At 73.8% G+C, this 19071-nt stretch carries 18 protein-coding genes; 7 read left to right on the top strand and 11 right to left on the bottom strand.

Features of this window, described 5'->3' with window-relative positions; all coding sequences use genetic code 11:
- On the bottom strand, positions 1-747 hold a 747-nt coding region (locus ABD419_RS19500), incomplete at its 3' end, for a 1-phosphofructokinase family hexose kinase (protein ID WP_344489855.1).
- Positions 748-834: 87 nt separating this feature from the next.
- On the opposite strand from ABD419_RS19500, the gene ABD419_RS19495 reads away from it, so the two are divergent.
- Together ABD419_RS19495 and ABD419_RS19490 are read left to right on the top strand one after the other, a co-directional pair.
- Positions 835-1341, top strand: coding sequence for an O-acetyl-ADP-ribose deacetylase (locus ABD419_RS19495; protein ID WP_344489852.1), 507 nt, complete (start codon positions 835-837; stop codon positions 1339-1341).
- A 66-nt stretch (positions 1342-1407) separates the two neighbouring features.
- Positions 1408-2286, top strand: a complete 879-nt coding sequence (locus ABD419_RS19490; protein WP_344489849.1) for a hypothetical protein — start codon at positions 1408-1410, stop codon at positions 2284-2286.
- 39 nt (positions 2287-2325) lie between these two features.
- On the opposite strand, the gene ABD419_RS19485 is transcribed toward ABD419_RS19490, so the two are convergent.
- From ABD419_RS19485 to ABD419_RS19470, 4 genes are all read right to left on the bottom strand, one after another.
- Entirely contained in the window at positions 2326-2964 is a 639-nt protein-coding gene (locus tag ABD419_RS19485; RefSeq protein WP_344489846.1) for a class I SAM-dependent methyltransferase, read from the bottom strand.
- A gap of 2 nt (positions 2965-2966) precedes the next feature.
- Complete coding sequence (locus ABD419_RS19480) at positions 2967-3155, bottom strand: hypothetical protein (RefSeq protein WP_344489843.1); 189 nt, start codon at positions 3153-3155, stop codon at positions 2967-2969.
- Between the two features lie 70 nt (positions 3156-3225).
- Complete coding sequence (locus ABD419_RS19475; RefSeq protein WP_344489840.1) at positions 3226-5223, bottom strand: hypothetical protein; 1998 nt, start codon at positions 5221-5223, stop codon at positions 3226-3228.
- Between the two features lie 170 nt (positions 5224-5393).
- Positions 5394-6335, bottom strand: a complete 942-nt coding sequence (locus ABD419_RS19470; RefSeq protein WP_344489837.1) for a sulfite exporter TauE/SafE family protein — start codon at positions 6333-6335, stop codon at positions 5394-5396.
- A 255-nt stretch (positions 6336-6590) separates the two neighbouring features.
- Here ABD419_RS19470 and ABD419_RS19465 point away from each other — a divergent pair, with 255 nt between their 5' ends.
- Together ABD419_RS19465 and ABD419_RS19460 are read left to right on the top strand one after the other, a co-directional pair.
- A complete protein-coding gene (locus tag ABD419_RS19465; protein ID WP_344489834.1) occupies positions 6591-7094 on the top strand; it encodes a DUF1269 domain-containing protein in 504 nt (167 codons plus the stop codon).
- Between the two features lie 97 nt (positions 7095-7191).
- Positions 7192-8361, top strand: coding sequence for a PP2C family protein-serine/threonine phosphatase (locus tag ABD419_RS19460; RefSeq protein WP_344489831.1), 1170 nt, complete (start codon positions 7192-7194; stop codon positions 8359-8361).
- A 56-nt stretch (positions 8362-8417) separates the two neighbouring features.
- Here ABD419_RS19460 and ABD419_RS19455 read toward each other — a convergent pair whose 3' ends face one another.
- Positions 8418-9149 carry a copper chaperone PCu(A)C domain-containing protein gene (locus ABD419_RS19455; RefSeq protein ID WP_344489829.1) on the bottom strand — a complete coding sequence of 244 codons (732 nt, stop codon included), beginning with the start codon at positions 9147-9149 and terminating at the stop codon, positions 8418-8420.
- 143 nt (positions 9150-9292) lie between these two features.
- Entirely contained in the window at positions 9293-10879 is a 1587-nt protein-coding gene (locus ABD419_RS19450) for a cation:proton antiporter (RefSeq protein ID WP_344489826.1), read from the bottom strand.
- Positions 10880-10974: 95 nt separating this feature from the next.
- Here ABD419_RS19450 and ABD419_RS19445 point away from each other — a divergent pair, with 95 nt between their 5' ends.
- Positions 10975-13056, top strand: coding sequence for an MDR family MFS transporter (locus ABD419_RS19445; RefSeq protein ID WP_344489822.1), 2082 nt, complete (start codon positions 10975-10977; stop codon positions 13054-13056).
- 150 nt (positions 13057-13206) lie between these two features.
- On the opposite strand, the gene ABD419_RS19440 is transcribed toward ABD419_RS19445, so the two are convergent.
- Positions 13207-14223 (bottom strand): erythromycin esterase family protein, encoded by a 1017-nt coding sequence (locus ABD419_RS19440; RefSeq protein WP_344489819.1) that lies wholly within the window; start codon positions 14221-14223, stop codon positions 13207-13209.
- A 51-nt stretch (positions 14224-14274) separates the two neighbouring features.
- On the opposite strand from ABD419_RS19440, the gene ABD419_RS19435 reads away from it, so the two are divergent.
- Positions 14275-15009: a TioE family transcriptional regulator gene (locus ABD419_RS19435; protein WP_344489816.1), complete on the top strand. Its 735-nt coding sequence runs from the start codon at positions 14275-14277 to the stop codon at positions 15007-15009.
- 68 nt (positions 15010-15077) lie between these two features.
- Entirely contained in the window at positions 15078-15764 is a 687-nt protein-coding gene (locus ABD419_RS19430) for a GntR family transcriptional regulator (RefSeq protein ID WP_344489813.1), read from the top strand.
- 236 nt (positions 15765-16000) lie between these two features.
- On the opposite strand, the gene ABD419_RS19425 is transcribed toward ABD419_RS19430, so the two are convergent.
- The 3 genes from ABD419_RS19425 to ABD419_RS19415 form a co-directional block, all read right to left on the bottom strand.
- Entirely contained in the window at positions 16001-16165 is a 165-nt protein-coding gene (locus tag ABD419_RS19425; RefSeq protein WP_344489861.1) for a hypothetical protein, read from the bottom strand.
- A gap of 156 nt (positions 16166-16321) precedes the next feature.
- A complete protein-coding gene (locus ABD419_RS19420; protein ID WP_344489810.1) occupies positions 16322-16966 on the bottom strand; it encodes an HAD family hydrolase in 645 nt (214 codons plus the stop codon).
- A 39-nt stretch (positions 16967-17005) separates the two neighbouring features.
- The gene (locus ABD419_RS19415; protein ID WP_344489807.1) at positions 17006-18832 is read right to left on the bottom strand and encodes a glycoside hydrolase family 15 protein; all 1827 of its coding nucleotides are present in this window, start codon (positions 18830-18832) and stop codon (positions 17006-17008) included.
- Between the last annotated feature and the right edge of the window lie 239 nt (positions 18833-19071).

The raw sequence follows: 19071 nt of genomic DNA, 5'->3' as shown, positions 1-19071 counted from the left end.
GTGGTGCGCGCCGGCGGCGTCGACGAGGATCGCGTCGGCGGCGCCGAGGGTCGCGAGGATCGCGCGGGCGCCCCGGGCGCGGAGGGCCGCGGCGGCGGCGAGGGCGTCGCCGAGCGTCGCGACGGCGGTCCCGGCGGCTTCGGCGAGCTCCTCGCGGTTGGGGGCGACGAGGTCGGGGCGGGCGTGGAGGCTCTCGGCGAGGGCCGGGCCGGAGGTGTCGACGGCGACGAGGCTGCCGGCGTCGCGGGTGCGCCGCACCAGGGTCGCGTAGAAGTCCGCGCCGACGCCGGGCGGGAGGCTGCCGCACCCGGCGATCCAGGCGGCGCTCCGGCTGATCTCGCGGGACGGGGCCTCGCCGTCGTAGATCGGGCCGGCCGCGATCGCGGCGACGAGGAGCTCCTCGACCTCCTCGGGTCGGAGCACGGGCCCGGACTCGTTGAGCTTGGTGACCGTACCGTCCGCTTCGGCGATGGTGAGGTTCGAGCGGATGTCCAGGGAGACGGGCACCTCCTCGACGGGGACGCCGGCCTCCGCGAGGAGGTCGAGCAGCTCCGATCCGGCGTGGCCGCCGGTCGTGAGGACCGCGCGGGTGGCGTGGCCGTTGGCGACGAGCGCGCGGGAGACGTTGACGCCCTTGCCTCCCGGGTCGACCCGGTCGGAGGCCGCCCGGTGGACCTCGCCGCGGCGGAGCAGGTCGACCGCGATGGTGCGGTCGAGGCTCGGGTTGGCGGTCACGGTGACGATCACCCGGTCACCTCCGTTTCGCTCGCCCGTAACGCTACCGACCGGCGGCGGCCCCGGTCGCGGAACGGCCGCGCGTGCTTGAATGCGGGCATGGGCATCACGATCCTCAAAGGGGACATCACCGGCCAGCGCGTCGACGCGATCGTCAACGCCGCGAACTCGTCGCTCCTGGGCGGCGGCGGCGTCGACGGCGCGATCCACCGGGCGGGCGGGCCCGCGATCCTCGCCGAGTGCCGGGAGCTGCGGGCGTCGCGGTACGAGCGGGGGCTGCCGACGGGGCAGGCGGTCGCCACGACCGCGGGACGGCTGGAGGCGCGGTGGGTGATCCACACGGTCGGGCCGGTCTACTCGGCGGACGAGGACCGGAGCGCCCTGCTGGCGTCGTGCTACCGGGAGTCGCTGCGGGTCGCCGGGGAGCTGGGGGCGGGATCGGTGGCGTTTCCGGCCGTGTCGGCCGGGGTATACGGCTGGCCTGCCGGGTCGGCCGCGCAGATCGCGGTGGACGCGGTCCGCGCGTCGGCGACCGATGTGGACGACCTGCGGTTCGTGCTGTTCAACGACGAGGTCTACGCGGCCTTCGCGCGGGCGCTGGGCTGAGGCCGGGGCGGACTGTCGGACCCCGCCGGTAGCCTCGGACGCCCGCGACGGACGAAGGGTGCACGGATGAAGACGCTCGACGAGGCGGCGTTCGCCGCCGCGGAACGGTACATGGAGCTCCACGCGAGGCTCGTGGACCGGCTCAGGTTCGCGCACGAGTTCCTGGGCGCGCCCGGTGAGCTGGTGCGGAACGCGGTCGCCGCCTACCAGAACCTCGACGGCGGGTTCGGGCACGCGCTGGAGCCGGACCTGCGCGGGTCGGGCGGGCAGCCACAGGGCGTGGAGATCGCACTGTGGATGGTCGACGGGATCGCGGGCGCGGAGGAGCCGATGCTGCTGCGCGCGTGCGACTGGCTGGAGGCGCACTCCACCGAGGACGGCGGCGTGCCGTGGGTGCTGCCGAGCGTCCTCGACGACGAGCGGGGGCCGTGGTGGCAGCCGCAGGGCGAGAAGCCGCCGGCCGCGCTCAACCCGACGGCGCCGATCGCGGGGCTGCTGCACGCCTCCGGCGTCGACCACGCGTGGCTGGGCCCGGCGACCGAGTTCTGCTGGCGGGCGATCGGGGAGGTCGAGGAGGTCGGGGCGTACGACGCGCTGTGCATCCTGCACTTCCTGGAGCGCGTGCCCGACCGGGAGCGGGCGGAGGCGCAGTTCGAGCGGCTGCGGGCGTCGCTGCGCGGCGCGGCCGCGCTCGACCCCGACGCGCCCGGGCACGTCCACTCCCCCGTCGACCTCGCGCCGGCGCCGGACGCCATGGGGCGCCGCCTGTTCAGCGACGACGAGATCGACCTGCACCTCGACCGGGTGGTGGAGGGCCAGGGCGGTGACGGCGGGTGGGCGCCGAACTTCGAGATGTGGACGCCCGTGGTCGCGCACGAGTGGGGCGGGTACCTCACGCTCGCGCGGCTGCGGACGCTGAAAGCGTACGGGCGCATCGGGAGGTGAGGCGGCCCCGCCGCAGGGGCGGGGCCGGTCGGCTCGGGGTCACGCGGGCTTGCGGGCCTCGCCGGCGAGGTGGGGGCTGACCTTGAGGGGGTAGGGCAGGTACGGGAGCCGGCGGGCGTCGAGCCCGTCGGTGTCGAACCCGGCGGCGGTGAGGGCGGCGCCGGTGTCGCGCGAGGTGTGGCAGCCGCCCATGACGTGCGACCAGAGCACGACGTCGAAGAGGTACTCGAAGGCGCGCACGTTGCGGTTGGCGGAGCCGACGTGCTCCAAGAGGACGAGGCGCCCGCCGGGTTTGAGGACGCGGTGGATCTCCGCGAGCGTGAGCGCCTGGTCCTCGACCGAGCACAGCACCAGGGTGGCGACGACGGCGTCGAAGGAGTCGTTCTCGAAGGCGAGCTGCTCGGCCTGTCCGTCGAGGACGGTGGCCTTGAGGCCGAGCTCCTCGGCGTGCTCGCGGGCGAGGTCGCGCATCCGCTCTTCGGGTTCGACCGCGACCAGTTCGGTCACGGCCCCGGGGTAGTGGGTGAAGTTGGCGCCGTGGCCGCTACCGACCTCCAGCACGCGTCCGCTCAGTCCTGCCAGGAGCCGCGCCCGCTGCTCGCCGAGGCCGCGGTCCTCGATGGACGCGGCGGCCTTGGGGTACCAGCGGGCGAAGAGGCGGTGGCTCCTTCGTGCCATGATCACTCCTCGTGGTTCTGCGACCGGGCCAGGAGGACGACGGCCACCACCATGGCCAGCAGCAGGATCACGGCCACGAGGAAGGTGTCGACCGCGAACAGGGCGTTGAGGCCCCATGCGAGGAACGGGGCCATGACCAGCAGGATCGCCAGCAGGGCGATCCACCGCGCGTTGCGGCTCATGAAGTCCATCGGCGCTCCTCCCGGGTTCTCCCCGAGCCTACGGGAGCGGCGCCCGCGGCGGGGTCGCCGGGCCGGACCGTCAGTTGGTGCGGGTGTTCGGGAGGTGGTCGCCGAGGTATCCGATCCAGACCTTGCCGGTGGCGCCGCCGGCGTCGTCGAGGAAGTGCATGCGGGGCGCGGGCGAGCCGACGGCCTGGAGCTTGATGTGCGCGGGCATGTAGACGCGCCCTGACGGGTCGATCTCGGCGGGCACGCGGAAGAGGCGGGCCCGGTAGTACTTGGGGTTCCCCGACACCGAGTCGGACTCCTTCATGGACACCATGGTGGGGACGATGTGGGGTTCGCCGGGGAGCGGCCGGGAGCACCAGTCGTAGAAGCCGCCGGTGAAGCGGGCCTCGGCGCGGGCGGCGGCGTACGCGTCGAGGGCGCGGAGCGCGTCCCAGGCCTTACCGGTCCAGCGGCGGCGCTGGCGCGGGTAGGTGACGTCGAGCCGGGAGACCTCGGTGTCGAGGCCGTCGGGCAGTTCGAGGCGGCGCAGCTGCTTGCGGGCGCGCTGGACGACGTCCATGAGGCTCTCGGCGTCGAGGACGCCTTCGGGGTCGTCGTCCTGGACGCCGTAGACGGGGTCGGCGTGCTCGGCGAGGCGGGCCTCGAGCCAGCGGATGCGGTCCTGCGCCTTGCGTTCGTGCTCCTGCAGTTCGACGTAGTCGAGTTCGAGCCGGTCGTGCTCGCGGCGGAGGCGTTCGAGGTCGTCGCCGCGGCCGCGGCGGCCGAGGAGGCCGGTGGCCTCGACGGCGCGGGTGAGCGCCTCGAGGTGCGCGGACATGGTCCTGATGAGCGCGGTCGTCTCGGAGTCGCCTCCGCGGGCCATGTCGACCAGTGCTTCGAGGACGGCGTCGTCGAGGTGGCCGGCGAGCCGTTCGGCGATCTCGGCGGCGAGGCGGCCGGTCCCGTCGTCGGCGGCCAGGTCCGCCGGGAGGGAGGCCGGTCCGGCCGCCGGCGGGGCGGTCGACTCCGGTGGGGCGGCGGCGGCCGGTGGTCCGGCGGCCGGTTCGGCCCGTGTCGCCGCGGCGGCCGGTTGCGCTGCTGGCGCCGGTGTGGCCGGGACCGGTGGCGCGGGGGCCGGTCCGGTGGCGGGCGGCAGGGTCTCGGCCAGGGGCGCGCCGGGCTGCCGCGGGGCCCTGGGGGGCCGGGGCGCGGCGATCGCGGCGGGGCTCGGCGGGGCGGCGTGGAGGTCGGCCGGGTCGAGGGTGCCCGCGAGGACGCGGTCGACGCGCTGCGCGGTCTGGCGGACGTCGGCGGGGACCTGGCGGTGCGCGGAGAGCTCGACGACGCCGGTGATGACGACGTCGAGGGCGCGCGTCCCGTGCTCGCGGATGGCGCTGCCGCCGCGCGGCTGGTGGCGCATCGCGTAGGACTCCTCGCCGGGGCGCACGCCCGGCAGGTAGGTGCGCAGGCCGCCGCCGAAGACGCTGAGGTCGGCGCCGAGCCACGTGTTCAGGTCCTCCTGCGTCCTGGTGTCGTAGAGGCGGACCACGGCGGCGATGCCCGCGAGGGCCTCGGCGAGGTGGTCGGCGCAGGCGGCGGCCACGGCCGGGTCGGAGCGGTCGACGGTGAGGACGACGACCGGGACGGCCCGGGACGGGTGCGCGAGCCGCCGGGTGAGGTCCTTGACCTCCTCGGGGCCGACGACCTGCGCGCCGGCCTCCACCGGGACGGCGCCGTCGGTGGCGCGGCCGGTCGCGAGGTACGCGGCCACGAACCCGGGGGCGCGGACGGCCGCGGCGGTCTCGGACAGGTCGCCCTCGACGGTGACGGTGACCCAGCTGCGGTCGGGCCTGCGGCCCTCGGCCCAGGTCGCGGTGGTGCGCAGGCGGCCGCGGCCGGTGGGCTCGTCGAGGGTGTAGCGGCCGCAGACGGCGGTGTCGGCGAGGGTGACGCGGGTGCGGCCGCGGGAGCGTTCGATGAGCGGCGCGCCGTCGTCGTCGACAGCGGCCCACGCGGCGAAGCCGCGCCGCAGCCGCGGGCCGAGCCGCTGCCCTGAGTCGCGAAGTACTGCCTGGTAGAACAGGGTCACAGTGCCTCCAGTGGTGCCTCGGCGGCCACATAGAGGGAACATGCTACTTCAGACCGCCCCGCAGGTCGTCCCCCAAATCCAATAGGGACGGTCGCGGGGTCGGGGGGACGCGGAGCGGGCCCGCACCCGGGCGGGTGCGGGCCCGTCGCGGCGTGACGGCGGCCAGTGGGTCAGGCGCTCTCGGCGGCCGGCTCGTCCCGGTCGGCGGCCGGGTTGTTGGCCTTGTCGAGGACCGGGCCGCCCACGTCGCGCTCGGCGAGGTGGCGGCGCACCGAGTAGGCGACGGCCGCGATCCACACGACGGCGATGGCGATGTAGGCGGTGATCTGGACGGTGTTCGAGGCGCCGACCCAGTCCGAGCGCAGGAGCGTGCGGACGTTGGTGAGGATGATGACGCCGCCGACGGCCGAGCCGAGGACGCGCGGCGGGATGTGGCGCACCAGCCAGGCGGCGATCGGCGCGGCGATCAGGCCGCCCGCGAGCAGCACGCCGACCCACGCGAAGTCGATGCCCTGGCTGCCGAGCGCGAACAGGAAGCCGAGCGAGGCGGCCAGCGCGACCAGGAACTCGGAGGTGTCGATCGAGCCGATGACCTTGCGGGGCTCGATGCGGCCGCTGGCGAGGAGCGCGGGCGTGCCGACGGGGCCCCAGCCCCCGCCGCCGGTGGCGTCGAGGAAGCCGCCGACGAGGCCGAGCGGGGTGAGGAACCGCTTGCGCAGGGGCTTGCCGAGGTTGCGGCTGTCGAGGCCGCGGAGGGTGAAGCGGATGAGGAGGTAGAGGCCGAGGCCGAGCAGGATGATCGACATGACCGGGGCGGCGATCTCGGTGGAGAGCCAGGACAGGAAGGTGGCGCCGGCGAAGGCGCCGACGGCGCCGGGGATGCCGATCTTGAGGACGACCTTCCAGTCGACGTTGCCGAAGCGCCAGTGGGAGGCGCCGGAGGCGAGGGTGGTGCCGATCTCGGCGAGGTGGACGGTGGCGGAGGCGGCGGCGGGGTTGGTGCCGATCGCGAGGAGCAGGGTGGTCGACGTGACGCCGTAGGCCATGCCGAGGCTGCCGTCGACGAGCTGGGCGACCAGGCCGACGATGCCGAGGAGCACGAGGGTTTTCACGGGGTTTGCCTTCCGAGACGTGACCGGGCAAATATCTCTACCAAATCTATGGGAAATATAGACAGGTTGCGGGTGAACGTCAACCGCCGGTCCCGATCCGCGGGATCAAGCGCCGGATGCCGGGATCGGTGCGGCCGCAGTGGCGGCGGGGGTCACCTGATCCGGGATTTCCGTGCGATCGCCGGACACGGCATCCCGCGGGGACCAGAATCGGCGCGAGAGGCCGCCGCCGGCGGCCGAGCAGGAAGGAAGCCCATGAGCCAACTCATCGCCGTGGCCTACCCGGACGTCCCCACCGCCCAGACGGTCCTGGGCAGGCTCGCCGACATGCAGAAGCGCGAGCTCATCAAGCTCGCCGACGCCGTGGTGGTCGAGCGCCGCGACGACGGCAAGGTCAAGCTCCACCAGTCGACGTCGCTGGTCGGCGTCTCCGCCGCGGGCGGCGCCCTCTGGGGCGGCCTCATCGGACTGCTGTTCTTCGCCCCGCTGCTGGGCATGGCGGTCGGCGCGGCCGCGGGGGCCGCGGGCGGCGCGCTCACCGACGTGGGCGTGGACGACTCGTTCATGAAGGAGCTCGGCGCCGAGCTCGCGCCGGGTTCGGCGGCGCTGGTCCTCCTGGTCGTCTCGGCCACCGAGGACAAGGTCGTCGAGGAGCTCGGCGGCCAGTACCAGGGGCGTCTGCTCCAGACGAACCTGTCCTCGGAGGAGGAGCAGCGGCTGCGCGACGCCATCGACGCAGTGCAGGCGAACGCCTCCTGAGAGCACGAGTGGACGGCGGCGGCGGCTCCCAGCGCCGCCGCCGTCCGTTTTCCCTGTTGGGAACTCCCCCGGCGTCCGTTCTGGCTACGCTCTCGGCATGCCGCGGGGACCGAAGAGCACGCAGATACAGGACTACATCCGGTCCTATGTCGCGCCCGAGACCCCGTGGGACCGGATCGCCTCGGGGCACCCCGTCTCGGCCCTGACGCTGCGGCTGCTGCCGCTGATCCTGGTGGCGGCGACGCTGCCGCTGGTCTACTTCGTGCCGGAGATGGACAAGTTCGCGGAGTTCGCGCTGGTGTTCCTGCCCGCGTTCACGGCGATGGTGAACGGGCCGCTCGCCACGATGGCGGCGACGATGTGCGTCATGGCGGTCATCAGCGCCGGCGACGAGGCGGCGGGCCTGCTCCCCTACCCGCAGTCGACCTGGTCGGACCTGCCGCCGGTGGTCGCGGTGGGGGTGCTGTGCACGATCCTGGCGTGGGTGCGGACCCGGACGATCATCCGGCTGGTGCGGATGACGGCGGTGGCCGAGACGGTGCAGCGGGCGATCCTCCCGGAGCTGCCCGAGCGCATCGGCGGCGTGAACATCGCCGTGGCGTACCGGACGCACGACGGCAGTCCGGGGCTGGTCGGCGGGGACTTCTACGACGTGCAGGAGACGGACGCGGGGATCAGGGCGGTCGTGGGCGACGTCCAGGGGCACGGCCTGAACACGGTGCACCTGATGGAGGCGCTGCTGGGGACGTTCCGGGAGCGGGCGCTGGACGATCCGGACCTGTCGACGCTGTCGGCGCGCCTGGAGCGGCGGGTGCGGCTGCACAACCGGGGCAGGAACGAGTGGGAGCAGTCGTTCGCGACGGCGGCGCTCCTGGAGATCACGCCGCTGCACGACACGATCCGGGTGGTGCTGTGCGGGCATCCGGCGCCGCTGCTGGTCCGCGGGTCGGCGGAGCCGATCGCGGCCCGGCCGAGCCCGCCGCTGGGCCTGACCGACTTCGGACTGCAGCAGCCGGTGATCCGCGAGGCGGCGCTCATGCCCGGCGACGTGGTCATCGCGTTCACCGACGGGCTCGTGGAGGGCCGCAACGAGGACGGGCAGTCGTTCCCGCTGGTCTCGATGGTGAACGCGCACATCGCGTCGGGGGTGCGGGACCCGGGCCGGCTGCACCGCAAGCTGAAGTCGGACTTCGAGAGCGGCGGGTACCACCGCGACGACGACCTCACGATCCTGATCATCCAGGTGCCGGGGTCGAAGGCGCGGTGAGCGCGGACGGCGGCCCCGCGTGAGCGGAGCCGCCGTGGTCTCGGTGTCGGTGCGCGCTATTCGGCGGCGGGCTCGTGCGGGTCGCCGAAGTAGGTCCGCTCGCCGGCGGTCGGGGGGTCGCCCACGGGGACGTCGACGGTGACGGTGTCGCCGCCGGCGAACGTGAAGACGAGCTCGACGCTCGAGCCCATGGTGACGTCCTCGCGGAGTCCTTCGAGGAGCAGGAACGACCCGGTCGAGGGGGCGAGGCGCACGTAGTCGCGGGCCGGGATCTCGATGGTGAAGTCGGACTCGCCCACGATCTCGGCCGTCTCGCCGCCGGCGGGCTCCTCGGAGGCGTCCGGGGAGGCGGACGCGTCGCCGCTCGGCGACGCGGAGGCGTCCTCACTCGCGGAGGCGTCCTCACTCGGCGAGGCCGAGGTCGGGCTCGCGTCGTCCGCGGCGGGGCTCTCGGGGTCCGCGATGATCTCGGCGGCGAGGGTGACGGCCTCGGCGTCGGGGCTCGTCACCGACTCCAGGACCGCGGCGGTCTCGCCCTGGTTGCCGATCCAGACCCGCAGGGGCGCCTGGCCGCCCTCCGGGTAGGCGCCGTTGACGCCGAAGTCGATCTGGAGGTCGCGCAGGACCACGTCCCCCACCTCCGCGTTCACTCCGGAAATGGCCGGCTGCATCCTGCTGGTCTCGGCGTGCTGCCCGGCGCCGCACCCGGTCAGGGCCAGCGCCAGGGCCGCGGCCCCGGCCAGTCCGGCCGCCGCCCGGCGGCCCGCTCCCGCGTCTCGTCTCTCCACAAGCGCCACCTTAAGCGCGGGCGGGCCCCGCGCCCGGCTACGACATACCGGACGCGCCGCATTGTCGTACCCCCGCGGCAGGGTGGAACCCGGGGGCCCGCAGGTCGGGTAGTACGTGATATGTCACATGGCATACGGCGTGTTCAGGCGCTGCGGCGGCGGCCGACGGCGCGGTGGTCGAGCGCGGCGAGGACCTGGTCGATGAGGGCCGGGTCGTTGCCGGGCGAGGACCGCATCTGGAGCAGCCGCGCGGTGGAGGCGGTGAGCATCTCGCTCTCGATGCGCTGCATGGCGTCGAAGCGCTCGACCATCCGCTCGGTCTCGGGGTCCTCGCGGTCCTCCACGAGGGACGCGACCTGCGCGGCCCGGCGGTCGTACCACTGCTCCATCCGGGCGGCGACCTCGTCGTCGATCTCGCCCTCGGCGCGCAGCTCGCGCAGCCGCCGCGTGGCGGCCTTCCCCGACTCGATCATGATGGCGCGCAGCGCCTCGGTCTCCTTCGCGGTGTCGGCCTTGACGCCGAGGAGCGCGATGAGCCCCGGCAGCGTCAGCCCCTGGGCGAGGAGCGTCGCGATGACCACGACCACCGACAGGAACTGGATCTGCTCGCGGCCGGGGAACGGCGACCCGTCGGCGATGGTCTGGGGAATGGCGAGCGCGGTGACGATGGTGACGACGCCGCGCATCCCCGCCCAGGCGGTGACGACCGCGAGCCGCGGGTGCTCCCCCAGCTGCTTCCAGCCGATGCCCGTGCGTCCCAGGATGATCGCGAGCCCGAGCCACAGGGCCCGGACCGCGATCACGGCGCCGGCCACCGCGAGGGCCTTCCACAGCAGGTCCGCGACGCCGTCGCCGACGGCCTGGATGATGTCGACGAGCTCCATGCCGACGAGCGCGAACGTGAGGGCGTTCAGCGCGGTCTCCAGGACCTCCCACACCGAGCCCTGCACGAGCCGGCCCTCGTAGTCGTCGGGGTCGTTCGAGCGGGCGACGAGGTAGAACGCGGCGCAGATGACGGCGAGGACGCCGGAGGCCTTGACGCCGTCGGCGAGCAGGTACGCGATGTAGGGGCCGGTGAGCCCCAGGGCGGTGACGACGCGGCTGTCGTCCACGAGGGACCCGAGCTTGACGAGAACCCAGCCGACGCCGAGGCCGATCGCGACCGCGGCGACAGCGGAGTACGCGAACAGGCCGGCCGACCAGAGCCCGGAGACCGAGCCGGTGACGACGCCGATGATCGCGACGTTGTAGAGGGTCAGGGCGGTGACGTCGTTGAACAGGCCCTCGCCTTCGAGGATGGTGACGAGGCGGCGGGGCAGGCCGAGCCGGTCGGCGATGGCGCTGACGGCGGCGGCGTCGGGCGGGGCGCAGATCGCGCCGAGGACGACGGCGGCCGCCAGCGGCAGGACCGGGCTGATCGTGGCCGCCAGGAGGGCGACCGCGGCGGCGGTGACGAAGACGAGGACGACCGCGAGGAAGATGATGGGCCGCCAGTTCGCGGCGAAGTGGCGCCACGAGTACTTGCGGGCCGCGGCCCACAGCAGGGGCGGCAGGAGGACCGGCAGCAGGTGCTCGGGGTCGAGGTCGAGCGCGGGCATCCCGGGGACGAGGCCGAGCGCGAGCCCGTAGAGGCAGATGAGGACGGGCGCGGGGATGCGCATCCACTCGGCGGCGGCGGTGAGCAGGAGTCCGCCCACGGTGAGGGCGAACAGGATCGCCACCAGTTCCATCCGGCCTCCAAGGGTTGTGCCTGGAGCGATCTTAGGCGCCCGGGCCCGCGACGGAACCGCAGATTATGGGATGAATTGCCGCTATCGTTCCGCGTATGAGCACTGTCGACACCGCTGAGCGCGCGGCCGGTGCGGAGCCCGCGCCGCCGGTCCTGAGCAAGTCCCGCCGGAACCTCGTGTTCGTGACAATCCTCCTCGGCATGCTCATGGCGGCGCTGGACCAGACGATCGTCTCGACGGCGCTGCCGACGATCGTCGCCGACCTCGGCGGCGCGGGACACATGGCGTGGGTCGTGACGTCCTATCTGCTCGCGGAGGCGATCGCGTCGGCGGTCGTCGGCAAGTTCGGCGACATGTTCGGGCGCAAGTCGATCTTCCAGATCAGCGCGGTCGTGTTCGTCGGCGGGTCGGCGCTGGCGGGGTTCAGCGACGACATGGTGTTCCTGATCGTGGCGCGCGCGGTCCAGGGCCTGGGCGCCGGCGGCCTCATGGTCACCGCGATGGCGCTCATCGCCGACGTCATCCCGCTGCGCGAGCGCGGCAAGTACCAGGGCGCCATGGGCGCGGTCTTCGGCGTCACGACCGTGCTCGGCCCGACCCTCGGGGGCCTGTTCACCGACCACCTGTCGTGGCGGTGGTGCTTCTACGTGAACGTGCCGATCGCGGTGGTCATGATCGCGATGGCGGCGGCGACCGTGCCGCGGGTGCGGTCGGCCGTGCGGCCGATCATCGACTACTGGGGACTGATCTTCGTCGCGATCGGCACGTCGCTGCTGATCCTGGCGCTGGAGTGGGGCGGCGACGACTACGCGTGGGACTCCCCCACGATCCTCGGCATGTTCGCGGGGGCGGCCGCGGCGCTGGTCGTGTTCGTCCTGGTCGAGAACCGGGCCGCGGAGCCGATCCTGCCGATGTGGCTGTTCAGGAACCCGGTGTTCACGGTGTCGTCGATCCTGAGCTTCATCGTCGGGTTCGCGATGCTCGGGGCGATGACGTACCTGCCGACCTACCTCCAGTACGTCGACGGCGTCTCGGCGACGGTCTCGGGGTACCGGACCCTGCCGATGGTCGCCGGCATGCTCACGACCTCGATTCTGTCGGGGTCGGTGGTCAGCCGTACCGGCAGGTACAAGCTGTTCCCGATCGCCGGCACCGGCGTGATGGCGGTCGGCCTCTATTTGATGTCCACCATGGACAGGGCGACGAGCGTGTGGCTGGAGTCGCTCTACATGCTCGTCTTCGGCCTGGGGCTGGGACTGGCCATGCAGGTGCTCACGATCGCCGTCCAGAACACGGTGCCGTACGCGCAGATGGGCGCGGCGACCTCGGGCGTGACGTTCTTCCGCACCGTCGGCTCGACGTTCGGCACGGCGATCTTCGGGACCCTGTTCGTGAACCACTCGACGCCGCTGCTGGCGGCCGCGTACGCCGAGGCGGGCGTGGACCCGGCCGCGGTGGCGAGCCCCGCGGCCCTGCACGAGCTGCCCGAGGACGTCATCGCGCCGATCGTCGCCGCCTACAGCGACTCGATCAACTTCGTGTTCTTCTGGACCGTCCCGATCGCGATCCTCGGGTTCCTGGTCGCGTGGTTCCTCCAGGAGCGGCCGCTGCACGACGCGGCCCGCGGCCGCGCCGGCGATATGGGCGAGGGCTTCGCGGCCCCCGACCCGTCGCCGTCGGAGGAGCGCCTCGCGCGCATGGTCGCCGATCTCATGCAGCGCGAGCGGCGCACCGTCTACACCGAGGTGTACGAGTCGGCGGCGGGCGCGAGCGCGCTCGACCGGGCCGGGTCGTGGGCGCTGCGGCAGGTCTACATGCGGCAGGTGGCCGGGGTCGACGCGACGCTGCCGCGGATCGCCGCGGCCCACCGGCTGCCGCCGCAGGTGCTGCAACCGGTGTTCGTGCAGGCGGTCCGCGACGGCTACCTCACCGTGGACGGCGGGCGGCTGGCCCTGACGCCGCGCGGTCGGGCCGAGTTCGAGCTGTTCGTGGCGGCCTGGAAGCGCTGGCTCGACCGGCACCTGGACGACTGGGACCTGGCCGACCCGCAGGACCGGGCGGTCTTCAACCGGTCGGTCACCCACCTGGCGCGCGACATCGCCTCGCAGGAGTCCTTCGACGAGGCCGACCGGCGCGACGCGAAGGCGGACGAGAACGGGGGCTCGGGCGCTTCGTAGCGGAGACGTCGTCGCGAAGGACGCGATGCCGCCGGCGAGAGCGCCTGCATCGACGGGCGGAATACGTTGCAGCGGAGGCATTGGGCGGGAACGGCCGGAGCCGTTCCCGCCCTGCCCGTGCCGGCGCTTTCCGGGTGCGCCGGGGTGCGGTCAGTCCCGGCGGGGCTCGGCCTCCGGCGCCGGTTCCAGGCGCGGTTCGCCTTCGCCCGCATGGAGGACCGCGTCGGCGCCGCCGAGGTCGGCCCGGTCGGCGGGGCCGAGGCTCCCGGCGATGAAGGCGTACTTGGGGCCGAGGAGGACCGCGACGATCGCGCCGGTGCCGGACCAGGTGAGGTTCATGCCCGCCATCTCCATCCGGGTCTCGTGGCGCCGCAGGTGGGCGTTGTGGGCGAGGACCGCGGTCGGGCCTCGGCCGGCCTCGGCGGCGCGGACGTCGAGGAGGTTGCGGGCCATGAGGGCGTCGCGGACGCCCGAGAGGCGGCTCCACCGCTCGGACTCGTCGAGGCGCTGCGCGGCCTGGCGGTGGTAGCGGAGCAGGCCGAGCGCGGTCTCGGCGTGGAGGCGGGCGCGGTCCCAGGCGGCGCGGGAGGTCGCGGCTACGAGGCGGGGCGCCTCGGCGTACAGCGCGGTCAGGAGGTCGTCGGCGATCGTGCGGAGGCGCCGGGCCTCGTCGCCGTCGCCGGGTGAGGCGGCCGGGTCGAGGACGGCCTCCATGCGGCTCCAGCGTTCGTCGTCGCCGGTCAGGGCCGCCACGTCGACGTCGGCGCCGAGGTGGTCGCGGGCGTGTTCGAGGTACGGGCGGGGGCTGGCGGCGGTGAACTCGAACGGGCCGTCGATCCCGTGGAAGGACAGCCGGTCGCGCGGGGCGCGGTCCTCGTTGTGCGCGCGCATCCAGGCGAGCAGGCGCCGGTTGGCGTCGAACGCGCCGAAGCCGTGCGTGAGGCCTTCAGCCAGCGCGGTGTCGAGGGAGTCGGTGCGGCCCTGGACGTAGTCGTCAGCGGCGAGGCCGGCGACGCGGTCGGATTCGAAGGCGATCGAGCGCACGCCGTCGTCGACCAGGCGGGTGAGCAGGTCGAGGCGGGCGTCGGCGAGGGCGGTGTCGCCGTGGGCGGGCTCGCCGAGGCCGATGACCTCGTGGGCGGCGCCGATGTGCGGTCCTGGTTCCATGGGTGCAAACGTATCGTTGAAAGACCGGTTGAGACTTCTACCGGTGCTGGCATGGAAGGAGGTGGGGTGAAGCCTCAAACAGTGGTGCGTCTGCGGCCGTCGGATCTGGCGCGTGAGCACGGGCTGACGGCCCAGGCGGTCCGCAACTACGAGCGCGACGGGTTCCTGCCGCCGGCCGAGCGGACGGCGAGCGGGTACCGGGTCTACACGGAGGTGCACGCGGCGGCGCTGCGCGCGTTCCTGGCGCTGGTGCGGGCGTACGGGCACGCGGTGGCGGGCGAGGTGATGCACGCGGTGCGGGACGGGAGCGTGGACGACGTCCTGATGGTGGTGGACCGGGGGCACGAGCAGCTGCTGCGGGACCGGGCGACGCTGGACTCGGTCCGGGTGTCGGTGGCACGCCTGGCCAGTGCGCCGGAGCCGTCGAAGCCGCTGGCGCCGTTCACGGTCGGCGAGCTCGCGTACCGGTTGCGGGTCACGCCGGCGACGCTGCGGAACTGGGAGGCGGTCGGCATCCTCGCGCCGGGTCGCGACCGGGCCACGGGGTACCGGCGGTTCGACGCGGCGGACGTGCGCGATGCGGAGCTCGCGCATCTGCTCCGGCGCGGCGGGTATCCGCTGGCGCACATCGCGGAGGTCGTCGGGCAGGTGCGGACGGCGGGCGGCGCGGAGGCGCTCGCGGCGTCGCTTGAGGACTGGCGGCTGCGGCTGCGGGGCCGGGGTCTGGCGATGCTGGAGGCGGCAGCGCAGCTCAGCCGCTATCTGGAGGTCGTGGGCGAGGTGTGACGGTCGGGGCGTCGGGGCGGGGCCTCATACTGGGTGACCGCCATGTCACATAGCACTGAGGAGCCACGATGCCCGCCCGAGTCGCCCGGCCGGACACGCCGATGACCCTGCCCGAGCTGGACGGCCGCCGCGCCAGCTACCGCGAGCGCGTCGGCGAGGCGCTGCGCGCCGCGATCATCGCCGGCCAGTTGAGCCCGGGCCGGGTGTACTCGGTGCCGGCGCTCGCCGAGCAGTTCGGCGTGTCGGCGACGCCGGTGCGCGAGGCCATGCTCGACCTGGTCAAGGAGGAGCTGCTGGAACCGGTGCCCAACAAGGGGTTCCGGGTCACCTCGGTCTCGGAGGAGCGGCTCGACGAGTACACGCGGCTGCGCGAGCTGATCGAGATCCCCACGGTGGTGGCGCTGGCGTCGACGGCGAGCGCGGTCGAGGTGGAGGCGCTGCGGCCGCTGGCGCAGGCGATCGTCGACGCGGCCGCGGAGGAGGACCTGCTCGCGTACGTGGAGGCGGACATGCGGTTCCATCTGGCGCTGCTGTCGTTGTCGGGCAACGGGACGCTGGTGGAGACGGTGCGGAACCTGCGGCTGCGCTCGCGACTGTACGGTCTGACGGCGCTGCTGGAGCTGGGCGAGCTGGAGGAGTCGGCGGTCGAGCACCTGGAGCTGGTGGCGTGCCTGCTGGCGCGTGACCCGGAGGCGACGCGGCGCGTCATGGAGCTGCATCTGAGCCATGTGCGGGGGAAGTGGGCGCAGCCCTGAACCGCGGTGGCATGTGACATGGCACCGGCCGATCAGGCGGTGGCGCGTCGCATTCCGCCTCGCGGGCGCGCGTGAGACGCGTTGGGGGCGAACGGGTCGGCGTCGCCGAAGGACGCGGTCCGGGTTGGATTTGCGGGGAACATGTGACATGGCACCGGCCGCACGGGCGGTGAAGCGTCACGTATGACGAAGCGGCCGCGAGTGGTGCGCTCGCGGCCGCCGTGCGGTGCGTCGGGTCAGTTCTTCCCGCCGCCGTCGCACTCGTCGACGTGGTCGCCGTGGACGCGGTGCCGGTGCCCGTCGTGCAGGTAGTCGGTGTGGTCCCCGTGCGGGACCGCGGTGTGTCCGCAGTCCTTGCCGTGCCGGTGCGCGTGTCCGGCGTGTTCCTTGTGCGCGGCCATGTCGCCGCCCTCCTCAGTCTTGCCCCGTACGAGCCGGCGTTCGAGCGCGGCTCGCCTGCCACCGTATCGGCCGCCGGGGTGCGGTTCGCGGGCTTCGCGGATCCGGGTGAGACGGGTTCACGACAGTGCGGCGAGGCGGGGGGCGCCGGTCGGGTGTCAGGCGTTCGCGGCGTGGTCGATGGCCTCGGTGACCGTGTCGGCGGTGTGGGTGGGCCGGTAGTCGGCGGGGGCCCATTCGCGGCCGAGGCGGAGCCAGACGCTGGGGACGCCGAGGCGGTGGGCGCCGAGGATGTCGGCGTCGTCGCGGTCGCCGATCATCCACGCGTCGTCGAGGGTGCCGTCGACGGCGGCCGCGGCGGCGTGGAAGATCGCCGGGTCGGGCTTGTCGGCGCCGACGGTCTCGCTGACGACGACGGCGTCGACGAGCCGGTCGAGCCCGGCGTTGCGGATCTTGCCGGTCTGGCCGGCGACGGGCCCGTTGGTGACGATGACGACGCGGTGGCCGCCGGCGCGGGCCCGGGCGATGGCGGCGGCGGTCGCGGGGGCGAGGTGGGCGTTGTCGCGGGAGGCGCGGAGCAGGGCGGTGATGAGCTCGTCCTCGGTGAGGCCCAGGTCTAGCCGGTCGAGGATCGCGCGGGCGACGACCGGCCGGGGTGCGTAGCCGCGGTCGTCGACGGGCATGATCCAGTCGGCGTGGTCGGCGGGGAGGCCGTGCTCGGCGAGGAGCGCGATGAGGCCCGTGCGGAAGCCGGCGTCGCGGTCGATGAGGGTGTTGTCGAGGTCGATCATCAGCAGCGTCACGGTTGTGAGGGTAGCGGGGGCCGGGCGCGGCGTCGAGGGTCAGCGGGCGTCGCGGATGGCGATGGCGGCGTTGAGGAGTCCGATGTGGCTGAACGCCTGCGGGAAGTTCCCGAGCATCGCGCCGGTGGCGGTGTCGATCTCCTCGGAGAGGAGGCCGAGGTCGTTGGCGCAGGTGGCGGCGAGGTCGAAGGCCGCGGCGGCGCGGTCGGGGCGGCCGGTGAGGGCGAGGGCCTGGGCGAGCCAGAACGTGCACATGACGAAGGAGCCCTCGGCGCCGTCGAGGCCGTCGCTGCCGGTCTCGTAGCGGCGCACCAGGCCGCGTTCGTCGCGCAGCCGCCGGTCGATCGCGTCGACGGTGGCGACCATTCGGGGGTCGTCGCCGGGGAGGAACCCGGAGGCGGGCATGGCGAGGACGGCGGCGTCGAGGTCGTCGTGGCCGAACGCGGCGCCGAACGCGCCGATGCGGGGGTTCCAGCCGCGGGTCTCGATGGCCTCGCGGACCCGGTCGCGGGCGGCGGCCCAGTCGGCGGCGCGGTCGGCGGCATCGAGCCTGTGGGCGAACTTCACGGCCCGGTCGAGGGCGACCCAGCACATGAGTTTGGAGTAGACGTAGTGGCGCGGTTCGCCGCGGGACTCCCAGATGCCCTGGTCGGGCTGCTCCCACTGGTCGGCGGCGGCGTCGGCGATCCCGGCGAGGAAGCGCCGGGCGGGCTGGTCGAGCTCTTGGAGGTGGCCGCGCAGATGCCATGCGGCGTCGAGGAGTTCGCCGTAGACGTCGAGCTGCGGCTGGAGCCAGGCGGCGTTGCCGACGCGGACGGGGCGCGAGCCGCGCCAGCCCGCGAGGTGCCCGAGCTCACGCTCGGAGAGGTCGTGCTCGCCGCCGATGCCGAACATGATCTGGAGCGGCTGCTCGGGCCGGTAGTGGGCGGCGGCGCGGGTCATGAACTCGAAGAACTCGACGGCCTCGCCGTGGCAGCCGGCGGCGGCGAGGGCCTGGACGGTGAAGCTGGCGTCGCGGACCCACGCGTACCGGTAGTCCCAGTTGCGTCCGGCCCCGACCGCTTCGGGGAGGGAGGTGGTCGGGGCGGCGACGATCGCGCCGGTGGGCTGGTAGCGGAGGGCTTCGAGGACGAGGACGGAGCGCTCGACGAGGGCCGCGTGCGGACCGGTCCAGGACGGGTGGGCGTCGTGCCAGTCCTGCCAGGCGAGCACGGTCTCGTCGAGGGCGGCCTGGACGGCGTCGGGCGTCCACGCCTGCGGCGGGTCCTGGGCGAGGTCGGCGGTCTGCACCGCGAAGTGGAGCTGCTGTCCCTCGTGGAGGGTGAGGCGGGCGGTGGCGCCGGCCTCGCCGCAGTCGAGCGGCACGGGGCTGGTGAGGACGAAGCGGGCGGGCCCGCCGGTGGCGAGGACGCCGCCCGGGACGGGGGTGAAGATGGGGCTGACCAGCCCGTACTCGGGGCGGGGACGGAACGCGAAGTCGAGTTCGACCTCGCCTGCGGTGCACTCGACGACGCGGAGGGTGGCGATGGGGGCGCGGGCGCCGAGGCGGATGCGCCCGCGGTCGGTGGCGGGGCCGAGCGCGAGGGCGTCGGTGAGCGCGGCGGTGCCGGTGTCGGTGGTGAACTCGGTGCGCAGGACGAAGGTGTCGCCGACGTAGGCGCGCTCGGACCGGTAGGACGCGGTCGGGGTGATCGACCAGTGGCCGGCGTCGGAGTCGAGGAGGCGGCCGAGGACGGCGGGGCTGTCGAAGCGGGGGCGGCAGAGCCAGTCGATGGAGCCGTCGGTCGCGACGAGGGCGGCCGTGTGCCGGTCGGAGAGCAGCGCGTAGTCCTCGATCGGGCGGCTCGCGGCCGGGCTCGGGTCCATGCGGCTCCTCTCCTCTGCGCGACAGCGTAGCCGCTTGAGGGCGGGGAGGCGGCGAGTCGAATCCGATCGGTCCCGGGCGGTGGCCGGGAGCGGGTACGGTGCTCGGCGCGAGCGATCCGGCCGCTGACGTGGAGTGGTCCTCGATGTGGAAGGGCTGGTCCTGAAAACTGACGGTGCGGTGCCGTCGGGGAACCGGCGGGTCGCAGCCGGCGACGCTGCGGTGCCGATCCGGTCCGCCG

The organism is Glycomyces endophyticus (assembly GCF_039531525.1).
Classification (GTDB): domain Bacteria; phylum Actinomycetota; class Actinomycetes; order Mycobacteriales; family Micromonosporaceae; genus Glycomyces; species Glycomyces endophyticus.
The sequence above is the reverse complement of the archived record's forward strand: the minus strand, read 5'-3'. Positions and strand labels throughout refer to the sequence as shown.